Origin of the sequence: Dyella lipolytica (assembly GCF_030160075.1) — a bacterium.
In the GTDB taxonomy this organism is placed as follows: Bacteria; Pseudomonadota; Gammaproteobacteria; order Xanthomonadales; family Rhodanobacteraceae; genus Dyella_B; species Dyella_B lipolytica.
The window spans coordinates 636,939-648,426 of record NZ_BSNQ01000003.1; the positions used below are offsets into that span (position 1 = coordinate 636,939).

The window sequence follows — 11,488 nt, forward strand, 5'->3', positions numbered from 1 at the left end:
GCCGGCTCACATCGCAGTGACGCGCAATTGAGTCATCGTTGCCAGCAAAGGCAGGCCGCTGGGTGCGCAGGTCGATAGGCCGCTTTGCACCAGCAACGGTTGACCAAACGACGTGACGCGCGTCGTGCCGACCGTCCACGTGGCAGTGATGCAAGGTGGCATCAATGCGGCCGCTGCAGGACAACCGGTAACCATCCACGGGATCGGCAATAGACAGGTGGGCATGCCTTCCAGCGTCACCGCTGGATTGGGTACCGTCGGCATCGCCGGTGCGCCATGCATACACAGCACGATGGCGCCTTGCTGGATGAGTGGGCCAGGCATCAGATCACCTCCAGCGCGCCTTCGTTGATGGTGACGCTGGGGCCGGCCATGACGATGGTGGCGCCCTGGCCGTTGCTGATGGTGATGCCTATTTCGGAAATCGAAATCAGCGCGCCGGCGGTGGTCTTGAGCAGAATGCCGCCGGTCGGGCCAGGCGCATCGCTGATCATCAGCGTGTTTTGCAGCATCGTTTGCATCACGATGTTTTGCAGTCCCGGCGGCGCGGCCAGCGCTAGCGCGGGTACTTCCGCCGCCGAACCCCAATAGCATCCGACCCATACCGGGTAATCCGGATTGCCTTGCTCGAATTCGATCCACACGCCCGAGCCGATCGCCGGTTGCACGAACATCCCCGACTGGATGCCGCCAAACGGCAGGCAAGGCATCGCCCAGGTTGAGGGAATGATGTTGGAGACGTCCGCAATCTGCACCATCAACCGCCCCATCTGCATCGGATCGACGTTGTCGATCACGGTGCCGCGGTATTTGCCGAAGTGTTTGCCGGATTTCTTGGTCATGATGGTGTTCCGTCGCGGCTCCAGGGTCAGAACGGAAAGGAAGGAACGACCGGTGTATTGGCAATCAGCGCATTGCGCTTGAGAACGAAGTTCTGTTTGTACTCACCGGGCTTGAGGTGATGTGTGGTGCTGTCCACGTAATACATACCGTCGAATGCAATGCCCGCGCCGCGCATGCCGACCAGGCTGCGCGCGCGCAGGATCTCTCCGTAGCGCAGCACGTCCAGCGTGCCTTCGCCGGTAATCACGTCGGCGCTCTCCACCGCGCGCGCCATGCCCTGCATGATGGCTTGGCCGATCGGCAGCTTGGCCGTGTCGCTGAGTTGTTCCACTTTCTGTGGAATCGGCACCGCAATACCCAGCGGCGGGTTGAACGGCGTGATCGGTGGAATCGGAATCGGAAACACCAGCTTGGTGTACGGATCTTGCGAAAATACGATCGGCAGCACCGAGGTTTGCGGTTCGTAGCGAAAGCTCAGCGTCTCGACATTGGTCCACGAATCCAGATTCACATTGAGGCATTGCTGCGGCATACCGATACGGATCATCGGTCCCCAATACGCCTGGCTCATGCCGGGCAGCGGGCCCGGCACCATATAGAAGACATAACCGCAGTCCTTGGCCATCTCCTGGATATAGAAGAGATCGGTGTTCTTCTGCGACGGCGTCTGGATCAGCGGCACTTCGATATCCGGAATCAGCACCGGTATCACTTCGGGCACCACGCCAAACGCGGCATATTTGGCGAGGATGGTGAGTACGCGCAGATCCGGACTCATGCCGGGGTAGGGCAGTCCGGAGAAATCGATGAGATCCATCAGCGCGGACAGATCCTGTCCGGTGACGACCAATTTGGACGAACCCGACATGGCATCGGGCACCACTTGATGGTGCAGCACGATGCCGTCGGCCACGATCTGTGGCAGCCCGCCGAAGTTCGCCATCAGCACCACGCGCAACAACGGGATCGGCGACGACGCAGCGAGGAGGAAGAAGGTTTCCAGAATCGAATTGTCGGCCAGCGTAAACGTCAGCTGGAAACCGCTGCGACCGGTCGCCGACTCGGTGACTTCGGCCGACACCAGCGCGTCGATCAACGGCTTGGGTACCGGCAATGCGACGCCGGGCCCCGCCATCAAGGTGAGGTAGAGCGGGCTAGCCATTGCGTGCTCCGGGCGGAATGCCGGAAGACAGCGGAATCAGAATGCTGCGGCCGACTTGCGCGGTGAGCTCGTCGGGATCGGTACCGTTGTTGGCATCGCAAATCATCCAATACAACAACGGGTCGCCGAGGTACGTCGCGGCGAGATTGTCTAGTCGGTCGCCATCGACCACCACGTAACTTCGCACCGATTGATAGATGCTTGCTTGCGGCAGGATACGCCGGGCGAGATACATCACTTGTGTGCCGTTCGGCAGCGTGTAGGGCAAGGTCGCTGCGCCGTAGTAGCGGCTGGAGGTGAGTGTCGGCGCGCCGGTGCCGGCGGCGGAGGTGATGAGAGAAGCGAGTGCCTGATCCATATGATTGCTCCTACGCCATCTGCGCCATAGCTTCTTTGCTGGTCTGATAGACCAAATACAGCGCACCGGCGGGCGTCAGGAAGCCGACATCGTTGACGCTCAGCACGCGCAGGCCGAGCGAGACCTTGGCGCGGATCGGATTGAGCTGTGGATCGAAGGCTTGCTCGGTGATTTCCATCTCGGTGATGCGCACGGGCGTCACGCGCTGGTTGCTCCATGCAAACACCGTGAGCGCCGATTCCATCGGGAGAATCTCGATCGTGCCGATCAGCGACAGCACTTCGTTGGTGATCAACGTGCTGCTGGAGGGATAGAGCAGCAGTTCCAGTAGCGACAGTTGCGGCTGGATACCCAGCGACATCGCGGTGGCATCGCTGTCGGCCAGCTGGTCGGTGGCATCGATCTCGATTTCGCACTTGATGGTTTCGATCGGCGGCCCTTTGAGGCGAAGGATCTCGGTGCGGTCCGGTTCGTCACCCACGGTTTGCGGTTTGAGCGAGCGGGTGAGGCTGTCGGGGTTGTACTGCAGCATGATCGTGCCGAGCGGAACGCCCAGCGTGGGATCGAGCGTGAGGATCGCGCCCTTGCGCAGTAGCGGCGACACGTTAGCCATGACTGCGCCCCAGTTCCTGTTGATCGAGCAGGCCGAAAAGTTGCCGCGCAAGCTGCCGAGCTGCCGCTTCCGGCGTCGTGCCAGGGCGTGGACGCACGGGCGTAACGTCTGCGATATGCCTAGGGGTCAGCAACGACCATTCCTTTCTATCCACGGCCAGCTGCGACAACGCTGTCTCAAACGCCTGCATAAAGCGTTGCTGTTGCGGCTGCGTATAGCCGTGCAGGCTCAAGCGATCGATATCTATGTGCACGGCAGCCTGGTTCTTGCGCACGGATGGCGGTGATGCGGTACGCGCCGGCCTGGTTGACGTATTCGTGTCGGGAGTTCGCAAGGTACTCATGACCACCCTCGCGTTTCCGCCGTCGTCAGCGGCTTTTCCATCTTGGCGTATTCGGCGCGCGAGGCGGCGAGAATGTGTTGTGTGCCGATCGACGTGCTGTCTTCAGCCGCCAGAAAAGCCGCATGCGTGGCGATATTGCGGATGACGCCGCCGGATACGTTCAGTTGAGACAACTGTTCGAAATCCAGGTCGTCGCACGGCGCCAGCTCCGGGAAGATGCCCTGCCAGATCCGTGCGCGTGACGGTGCATCCGGAAAGGGGAACTGCACGATGAAGCGAATGCGCCGCATAAACGCTGAATCCATCGCATGGCGCATATTGGTCGTCAGGATGGCTACACCACGGTAACTGTCCATGCGTTGCAATAGGTAGGAGACTTCCATATTGGCGTAGCGATCGTGGCTATCGCGCACTTCACTGCGTTTTCCGAATAAAGCGTCGCATTCGTCGAACAACAACACCGCGCCGCTTTCCTCGGCGGCATCGAACACGCGACGCAGGTTCTTTTCGGTTTCGCCGATGTACTTGCTGACCATCGACGCCAGATCGATCTGGTAAAGATCCAGATCGAGTTCGCGCGCCAGGATTTCCGCCGCCATCGTTTTGCCGGTACCGCTGCCGCCAGCAAACAACGCGTTTAGGCCGTGGCCGCGGCTGTAGCGTTCGGAAAACCCCCATTGCTGGTTGACCACCGCGCGTTGACGCATATGAATGGCGATTTGTTGCAGGGTTTCGGTCTGCGCAGGCGGCAATACCAGTTCGGACCACGTCGCACGCGGTTCGATCCGTCGCGCCAGGTTGTCCAGCGAGCGCCGCCCTTGCTGACGGCAGATGCGCCAGGCGATCTGGCCGATGTCGTCCTCGTCATCCAGCGGCGTTTCGCGAGCGATGGCGGCGGCGGACTGGATCGCCGTTTCATCGAAATGAAAGTAGTCGACGATGCGATCGAGCGTCCCATTGAGACGATGCGACGCATCGCCGAGCTGTCCGATCCATGTCTGCTTGCGCTCGGCGGCCGAAAGGTTGGGAATATCTAGGCGCAAGCCGGACAGATATTCCGCTTGCGAACCCATCGGTGTGTCGATGGCAACGGGTGCGTGGACCAGATCCAGCCAACCGGAAAGCGCCTGCAGGTTATCGCTGTCGTTGCAGCGAACAAACAACGCCGCATGCTGCAACGCCGATTCGCGCGTCCACAGGCGAGCGACGGTTCTGCGCTCGTCGATGTCAGCAGGCAGGTCGAAGGCGTGCAGGTAGTACGGGTTCAGGTCCGCGCGCCGGCACAGTTCGGTGAACGCCGCTTCGCGCGATGCGCCGCGCTCGCCGCAAAACAGCAGCGGACGGCCGCGCTCACCGCCGTTCAACCAGTGGCGTAAACCCTCGTCCAGGATCGCATTGAGGCGCGTGTTCTCGCTACGCGGCGTGTCGATTGACATAGGCAAGGGGCGCATCAGCGCCTCGATCCGTTCGTCGGTCGCCGATACGTTGAGTAGATAGAGCAGAATGCGTTCGTCGACTTGCAACGGCGCATGCAACAGGGGTGCATGGCTGCCGGGCGCACGTACGACGTCGATCAGGCTCCAATAGCGCAACGGCCGTACGCGGCTGATCGAACTCCAATGCGCCTGGTCCAGCGTGGCCAGCGCCAACCCAAACGTCGGCCAGGTGCACTGCGGATTGCCGTGGATGGTGGCGCACGCGGTGAGGAAGCGCGCTTCGATACTAGTGCCCACACACAACACCAGCAGGTCGCGTTCGAACTCGCTCAAGCCAAACATCGATTGCAGCTGTTGCAGCGTGTTTTCCGTTGCGGCAACTTCGTCGGCAACCGGCGTCGGTGCTTCTGCGCCTGCTGCCGATTGCAGCTTGCCGTAGACACGTTCCAGCGCCTGCTGCAAGGTCTCCGCTGCTACGGCGTTCATGGCGTCACCTGCAGCTGTGGCAGGTACTGCCCGTAGGTGAGACTGCCAGTAGTCGTATCCAATGTGAGCTTGCTTTGCGCGCCATCGATTTCGAGGCGAACCGGATAGGTGCCTGCCGGCACGCTGGTCGTGATCGGAAATACCAAGGTGGTCGATGTGGGTGGCGCGGTGGTCGGCCGCTGATCGATGGGTATGGCGTAATCACCGATATATAGCGTGGCCTGCTGCATGCTGCCTACCGAGGGCGATACCGTGACGGTGACGGAGCTGCCTTGCGCTACCGGATTCGGTGTCGTAAGGGTGATGGTGGGTATCAGCTGGAACGGCATGGGGCTGGAGCTAAAACCCGCGTGCGGTTTGGGTGACGTCGGATAGACCACCGTGCGCTGGACGCGTAGCAGACGCGTGCCGGCTTGCAGCGTCGACGGCAACACCACGCGCAACACGTTGCTTTGCAGGGTTGCCGGGGCGATGCCCTGCGCACCGTCGAACGACACCAGCGTCTGGGTCGACGGGTCGCCGACGAAGTTGCTGCCTTGCACGGTCAGAGTGCCGCCGGCGGCGATGGGATTCGGCGTCACGTTGTCGATCACCGGCGACTGCAACGGCAACACCAGCACCGAGCGCTTTTGCACCGGCAGATTCGAGGCGTAGGTATTGGTGTCTTGGATCACCACCACCGACACCTGATATGACGTGGTTGGCCGGTAGTTGGTTTGAAAGGCGGTCCAGAGGCGGTAGATCTCCTCGGTAGTGAGCGTCTCCGGCGTAATCCGGATGTGCTCGATCTGATTGGCCAGCATGCTGCCGTCGATCAGCGAGCCTTCGTGCGTTCCGCCGGGCAACAGCGCATCGAGCGCGTTCTGGATGGTTTGGCGCGGCACGACGGGCGTGTCGTGCAGTACTTTCATCGCCCATCCCAGCAGAATTTCCGGATCGAACTGCTTGCTGCCGTAGGCGCTGACCAGATAGTGCAGGTTAAGCGCCAGCGGCGGATTGCTGATTTCATTACCGTATGCGTTGCGCGACGGTAGGCCGACATTGCGCAGAGCGGGGTTGTAGCTGGCGTAATACATAAAAATGTTCACACCCGGCTGCTCGTCCGCGCCGACCGGCACCAGGTCGGGCGAGGTGACGGTAATGCCCGCCGTGCTGCCACCGAGGATCACGCTAGGGCCGCCATTGGTGAGCGCATTGGAGAGCAGCCAGCGCAACACGGCGCTCACGCCGCCGACGGCAAGATAGTTGCTCATCGCTCGTCGCCCCCGCCACGTTTGAGGAACGCATCGAGGCTTATTGCGGGCCGAAACACCGGCCGGCGCGATGGAGCAGGTGCCGGTGCCGATGTATTGCGCACCTCGACGTGACCGATAGAAATCGTAATGGTCTGCGTACTTTCTTCGATGACGGGTGCGTCGTAGACGGTGGCTGGCGTGGTGCGCGGCACATCGGTGGATGGCCGGGTCGCGGTAGAACGCTGGCTTGGCCTGACGGCGATCTGTGGCGCTGGCTTGATAGTGTTTTCTACACGATTGTCGTCAGCGCGTTCGGAAGGCACGCGCAATGAATCGTTTCCCCTATCCGCCGCGCGTGCCGGTTCAGCGCGTGGCTTCGAAGTCGTCGCGGTTGCCTCGGCATGAGGTGGCGGTCGCTGGGTGTTTTGCTCGTGAATGGGTGTTGTTACCTTGCCGTGTTCTTTTTCATGCAATGTATTTTCGACGGTGCGATGTGGTGTCGATCGGCTCGCTTCGTTCGTAGTCGCTATCGTTTCAGCATGAATTTCCTGCGGACGATTCGTATCGATCGGAGTACGTGTAGGTGCATAGTGCGGGGTCAGCAGCGGTGCGATGCGCAAGCTCGCGGACTCGGGAACACCGCGTGCACGCTCGACCAGTCGTTGCAGCAAGTCGCTCATGCGCTTAGCAACTCCAGGTATGCATTACGACGTGGTTGGCTCATCCTGGCGATATCGGATTCGCTCCAGCCGTAGTGCAGCGCCAAGGTATGGATATCGGTCAGGAGGCGATGCGCCGCGTGGCGGGCCTCCTGCCAGACGTAATGCGAGACATCCAGCTCCCAGGTTTCCTCTTCCATACAGTGAGGGCATCGCAGGGTGCAGTGCAGCTCACCGGCGGCATGAATCTGTTCGAACTGCGCGCGTGCCGAGGGCATGGTGATACGTTGAGCGACATCGTCGACGAGCTCGTCCAAGCCCAGGCAGCGCGTTAGCAGTCGTGCTTCGGCCTGCTCGGTCGTCGGCGCGTCGATCGATGCAAGCAGATCCACGGTCGTGGCTTGGCGAAGATGCAAGGGTATGTCTTGATCGGTCCAATCCACCGACGTCGGTGCCTGTATTTCGTCCATGCCTGCTAAAGCATCTGCCACCGAAAGACTGAACTCCATCGCCGCGCCGCAGCGCGTGCAATCGGCATAGCCTTCCAGCACCGGCCCGAAACTGAGTTGGCGCAATTGCAGCAGCAGGCGATTGCGCTCGGTGATCGGCAGTCGCAGCAATTCCGCGCGATCGCATTCCGGCAGCACTGCAGCCAGCAGGGTGATCGCTTGCAGCAGGGCATGCTCGCCCTGGGCCTGTTCGCAGGCCGCTAGCAATCGTTCGCCGGAAAGAGCCTGCATACGCGGATGCCTCGTCGTAGTGGAGATGCGTAATCGAACGGCGGTCCGATCAAGCGGCGGTGGAGTTATACGTAGGCTCGGTCGGTTCGGTGACCGAGGTGTCGCGTTCCCAGCCCTCGTTTTCCAGCTTGATGTGCTGGATGGCGACCGCGTTGGCATTCGCGTCCAGGTCGGGCAAGGCCTGGTACTCGGAAACCCATGCGCGGTAAATCTTGTAGCTGATCGCCAATTGCCCGGCTTCGTTATAGAAGTCGAGAATCACGTCCTTGCGGAAATCGGCCAGCGACACTTCGCTGCCCAGCGTCGCGCCCACTTGCCAAACCTTGGCGGCCCAGGCTTCGAAGTCGGTATCGTGGGTGACGCCACGGTCCAGCGTGATGGCTTCGAACTCGCTGCGTCCCGGCGATTTTCGACTGGTACTCGGATCACCGCCTTCACGGTGTTTGACCACCTCGGTGGTGCGCTTCAACGCCGACACTTTGCTGATGCCGGCCACATAGCGGCCATCCCATTTCAAACGGAATTTGAAGTTTTTGTACGGATCGAAACGCTGGGGATTGACGGTGAACTCGGTCATGGCTCATCTCCGCCACAAAGGGCATGGTGTCGGTAAGGGCAATGCTCAGGACTGCGTCGCGGCAATCTGCTCGATCTGAATCACCACAAACTCCGCAGGTTTCAACGGCGCAAAACCCACGAGAATGTTGACGATGCCGTTATCGATATCCGCCTGTGTCGTGGTCTCGCTGTCGCACTTGACGAAGTAAGCCTGCGTCGGTGTGCTGCCCTGGAAGGCGCCCTTGAGAAACAGGGTTTGCATGAAAGCACCGACGTTCAGACGAATAGACGCCCATAGCGGTTTGTCGTTGGGCTCGAATACCACCCACTGTGTGCCGCGGTAGAGGCTTTCCTCGATGAACAGCGCAGTGCGCCGCACCGGTACGTATTTCCATTGATTAGCCATCGCATCCGCGCCGACCAGGGTGCGTGCGCCCCACAGCACCGAGCCATACACGGGGAAGTTGCGGAAGCAATTCAAGCCCAGCGGATTGAGTACGCCGTTTTCCGGATCGCTAAGCTTGTAGACCATACTTTGCACGCCGTTGAGCGTGGCCGCCGTGCCGGCCGGCGCCTTCCATACGCCGCGGCTGCCATCGGTGGTCGCATATACGCCGGCCACGACACCGCATGGCGCGAAGGTACGCAGCTGGTAATTGTTCAAGGGGTCGGGCAGGCGCAGGCGTGGGAAGAATGCCGCGCCGTTCGGATCGACTACCGCGAGCTGGCTGCTCTTCCAATCCACCGCGCTGGCGACGGTGGCGACGTTCGGTGGTGCGTCGACCAACAGAAACGCGCGACGCTGATCGCACAGCGCAATAGCGGCGCTATAAATCGCATTCGTATTGATATTGGGATCGGGTGCCGTTGGATCGCTGGCGTTGGCGCGAGTGGCGTCCGGAATGCACAGCAGATTGAACAGATCCACCTTCGCCAATGCATAGATGCCGCTGAATGCAGCCGGGTCGCCGATGACATCGCCCGTGGCGGGCAGGCCGGTACCGTCCGAACCTTTGGTGGATGATGTTTCCTGTCCCCAGCCGCTGTTGCCGGTGCCCAGCGCGTAGTGCGCAGCATTGGCTGCACCGCCGATGCCAAGCGTGGCGGCACAGGCATTCAGTCCCGAGGCTCCCGACGGATCGCTGATGCTAATCACTGCATCGGGGTAACCCGGTAGCCATGCATTGATGCGCAGTGCTTGCGTGGCGGTGGCGCCGCTTGGCAGCTGTGTCACGCTTATCTGCACGGTTGCACCGGGCATCTGCACCGCAAGCGTTGCGTTGATGGCTTGCTGGATCTGCGTGGCAAGACCGCTCAACGTCATCGGCAATTGGCTGTTGTTCGGTATGACCTTGACCGTGATCGGCAGCCCCGCGGGCACGGTCGCCGGCTGCGCCGTAGTCAGCACCAGTCCGTAGTCTTTGGTCACCGCGGATTTGGCAGCAACCACGGTCGAAGCGGCCGCGCTGGTGCCCGAGTAGTTTTGAGTCAGCGTCAGGCTGGTATCGGAGGTAATGGCAAGAATGCGATATGGCGTGTTGGTGGCATCCGAACCAAACGTGATCCACTGACCAAACTGCAACTCGGTGGTGAACTTGGTTCCGGTTCCGATGACTTCCGCGTTACTCGCGTTGATGGCGACTTTGCCGGTCGCGGTGGTAGTACCGCAGATCGTGCTGGCGATGGAGTAGGGCGACACTGCCGTGCCGACCAAGCCTGTCTGCGCAATACTGCCGAGTCCTGTGATGGCGGTGAGCTGCGCGGCGGTGGGTGTCGCCATCTGGATCAGTTGCGACCCGTTGTCCGGATCGTTGACGACAGTCTGTACCCAGTTGCTCTTGGTGTTGTCGTAGGTCACCGATGGGAAGTACTCCGTCGTACCGCCCGCCAGATCCGTTACCGTGAGGTTGAACGTTTTAGGATCGGCAGATGCGCCGCTTGGACTAAGCCCGATGTAGTCAATGTCGATCATCAGGTCGCCATTGGCTGCCGTGCCGCTGCTAAGGGCCTGAAATGTGAAAGATTGAAACACTACATTGGCCGCCGCAGCGCCTAGTGAAGTCGCCGGCGTGCGCACGACATAGGCTTGCGCACCGCCGTTCTGAAAGAACTGTTGCACGGCGTAGCTAAGCTCGCTGTTCGACGCCAGCCCGCCGTACAGACGCTCGAAGTCGCCGAAGCTGAAGATCTCCTGCGCGCGATTGTCGATGCCGCTTTGCGTGTAGCCGACGAAGGCCGCAACGGATGTCGGAACGCCGGTGATGGGATGGGAGGAACTCTGCAGTTCCTGCACATACACGCCGGGGTAGGTATAGGACGTCGCCATAGTGGTTACCTTGCTGACGTTGAGGACGGAACATCGGAATGCCGCGTAGCGGCAAAGCAGGTGGCAGAGGCATGGAATGACGTGGTCATGTGCTTAGCGCTTCTGTTTCGGGTCGGTGGACGTGGCGATAAGCCGGTCCAGTCGCGCATCGGTGTCGGCATCAGGCGACACACGGCGGTAATGCACCCGACCGTCGAGCGCGCGCACTGCTTCGATAAGTCCGGTCGCTTGCAGTGAAGCAAGCGCACGTTCCACCCGTTCCACCGATGCGGGAGTAAGACCCAGCCACCATTGCGTAATGCCCTCCGTGGTATCGCCCGCGAGCGGATTGGCGCGCACATAACGGGCAAGGCGTCGCACCACATCGGACACCGATTCCTCCGGGTCGCCTGAGGGCTGCTCCGCGCCGTTCATGGGTGGAAGAGGGGCAAGGACGATGCCAGCCCGATATCGCGTGTAGGTGATTGTTTTTGCGTCGGGGATTGCGCTTTGAATCGGCGCGCGGAGGATTTTTTTGTCCTATCGGGGATGCGTCAAGCGAGAGCGACCCGTGGACGAGGGCTCGTGCGATCAACGAGGACAGAGTTGTCCTGGTTGATCAGCAATTTGTCCTAGGTGTTAGTGTGCAGTGGATGAATAGGCCGCCGCGTTGCTTTTCGCTCGTTGTTCCCGCCTGCGCAGGGATGAAAAGCCAAGCCCATACAGTGCTAAACAATTTGCGTACTTAGA

General features: G+C 60.8%; 13 protein-coding genes. All 13 read right to left on the minus strand.

Going from position 1 to position 11,488, the window contains the following annotated elements; translation table 11 throughout:
• Positions 1 to 6: 6 nt before the first annotated feature.
• The gene (locus tag QQL64_RS04455; protein WP_284396289.1) at positions 7 to 324 is read right to left on the minus strand and encodes a hypothetical protein; all 318 of its coding nucleotides are present in this window, start codon (positions 322 to 324) and stop codon (positions 7 to 9) included.
• Positions 324 to 842, minus strand: coding sequence for a phage baseplate assembly protein V (locus QQL64_RS04460; RefSeq protein WP_284396291.1), 519 nt, complete (start codon positions 840 to 842; stop codon positions 324 to 326). The genes QQL64_RS04455 and QQL64_RS04460 overlap by 1 nt, the downstream gene beginning before the upstream one ends.
• A 26-nt stretch (positions 843 to 868) precedes the next feature.
• Entirely contained in the window at positions 869 to 2,005 is a 1,137-nt protein-coding gene (locus tag QQL64_RS04465; RefSeq protein ID WP_284396293.1) for a hypothetical protein, read from the minus strand.
• Complete coding sequence (locus QQL64_RS04470; RefSeq protein ID WP_284396295.1) at positions 1,998 to 2,363, minus strand: LysM peptidoglycan-binding domain-containing protein; 366 nt, start codon at positions 2,361 to 2,363, stop codon at positions 1,998 to 2,000. Before QQL64_RS04470 ends, QQL64_RS04465 begins: the two co-directional genes overlap by 8 nt.
• A 10-nt stretch (positions 2,364 to 2,373) precedes the next feature.
• The gene (locus QQL64_RS04475; protein WP_284396296.1) at positions 2,374 to 2,976 is read right to left on the minus strand and encodes a hypothetical protein; all 603 of its coding nucleotides are present in this window, start codon (positions 2,974 to 2,976) and stop codon (positions 2,374 to 2,376) included.
• Positions 2,969 to 3,319 (minus strand): hypothetical protein, encoded by a 351-nt coding sequence (locus tag QQL64_RS04480; protein ID WP_284396298.1) that lies wholly within the window; start codon positions 3,317 to 3,319, stop codon positions 2,969 to 2,971. The genes QQL64_RS04475 and QQL64_RS04480 overlap by 8 nt, the downstream gene beginning before the upstream one ends.
• A complete protein-coding gene (locus QQL64_RS04485) occupies positions 3,316 to 5,241 on the minus strand; it encodes an ATP-binding protein (RefSeq protein ID WP_284396301.1) in 1,926 nt (641 codons plus the stop codon). Before QQL64_RS04485 ends, QQL64_RS04480 begins: the two co-directional genes overlap by 4 nt.
• A complete protein-coding gene (locus QQL64_RS04490) occupies positions 5,238 to 6,494 on the minus strand; it encodes a Pvc16 family protein (protein ID WP_284396303.1) in 1,257 nt (418 codons plus the stop codon). Before QQL64_RS04490 ends, QQL64_RS04485 begins: the two co-directional genes overlap by 4 nt.
• Positions 6,491 to 7,156, minus strand: a complete 666-nt coding sequence (locus QQL64_RS04495; protein WP_284396304.1) for a hypothetical protein — start codon at positions 7,154 to 7,156, stop codon at positions 6,491 to 6,493. Before QQL64_RS04495 ends, QQL64_RS04490 begins: the two co-directional genes overlap by 4 nt.
• On the minus strand, positions 7,153 to 7,875 hold the full coding sequence (locus QQL64_RS04500; protein WP_284396305.1) for a T4 family baseplate hub assembly chaperone: 723 nt from the start codon (positions 7,873 to 7,875) through the stop codon (positions 7,153 to 7,155). The genes QQL64_RS04495 and QQL64_RS04500 overlap by 4 nt, the downstream gene beginning before the upstream one ends.
• Positions 7,876 to 7,924: 49 nt before the next feature.
• Complete coding sequence (locus tag QQL64_RS04505) at positions 7,925 to 8,452, minus strand: phage tail protein (RefSeq protein WP_284396307.1); 528 nt, start codon at positions 8,450 to 8,452, stop codon at positions 7,925 to 7,927.
• A 45-nt stretch (positions 8,453 to 8,497) separates the two neighbouring features.
• Complete coding sequence (locus QQL64_RS04510) at positions 8,498 to 10,759, minus strand: phage tail sheath C-terminal domain-containing protein (protein WP_284396308.1); 2,262 nt, start codon at positions 10,757 to 10,759, stop codon at positions 8,498 to 8,500.
• Positions 10,760 to 10,852: 93 nt separating this feature from the next.
• Positions 10,853 to 11,131, minus strand: coding sequence for a hypothetical protein (locus tag QQL64_RS04515; RefSeq protein ID WP_284396310.1), 279 nt, complete (start codon positions 11,129 to 11,131; stop codon positions 10,853 to 10,855).
• Positions 11,132 to 11,488: the final 357 nt, after the last annotated feature.

Bases quoted from the DNA above. Each gene is read 5' to 3' on its own strand.
- QQL64_RS04455 (WP_284396289.1), bottom strand. From the start codon at position 324: ATGCCTGGCCCACTCATCCAGCAAGGCGCCATCGTGCTGTGTATGCAT.
- QQL64_RS04460 (WP_284396291.1), bottom strand. From the start codon at position 842: ATGACCAAGAAATCCGGCAAACACTTCGGCAAATACCGCGGCACCGTG.
- QQL64_RS04465 (WP_284396293.1), bottom strand. From the start codon at position 2,005: ATGGCTAGCCCGCTCTACCTCACCTTGATGGCGGGGCCCGGCGTCGCA.
- QQL64_RS04470 (WP_284396295.1), bottom strand. From the start codon at position 2,363: ATGGATCAGGCACTCGCTTCTCTCATCACCTCCGCCGCCGGCACCGGC.
- QQL64_RS04475 (WP_284396296.1), bottom strand. From the start codon at position 2,976: ATGGCTAACGTGTCGCCGCTACTGCGCAAGGGCGCGATCCTCACGCTC.
- QQL64_RS04480 (WP_284396298.1), bottom strand. From the start codon at position 3,319: ATGAGTACCTTGCGAACTCCCGACACGAATACGTCAACCAGGCCGGCG.
- QQL64_RS04485 (WP_284396301.1), bottom strand. From the start codon at position 5,241: ATGAACGCCGTAGCAGCGGAGACCTTGCAGCAGGCGCTGGAACGTGTC.
- QQL64_RS04490 (WP_284396303.1), bottom strand. From the start codon at position 6,494: ATGAGCAACTATCTTGCCGTCGGCGGCGTGAGCGCCGTGTTGCGCTGG.
- QQL64_RS04495 (WP_284396304.1), bottom strand. From the start codon at position 7,156: ATGAGCGACTTGCTGCAACGACTGGTCGAGCGTGCACGCGGTGTTCCC.
- QQL64_RS04500 (WP_284396305.1), bottom strand. From the start codon at position 7,875: ATGCAGGCTCTTTCCGGCGAACGATTGCTAGCGGCCTGCGAACAGGCC.
- QQL64_RS04505 (WP_284396307.1), bottom strand. From the start codon at position 8,452: ATGACCGAGTTCACCGTCAATCCCCAGCGTTTCGATCCGTACAAAAAC.
- QQL64_RS04510 (WP_284396308.1), bottom strand. From the start codon at position 10,759: ATGGCGACGTCCTATACCTACCCCGGCGTGTATGTGCAGGAACTGCAG.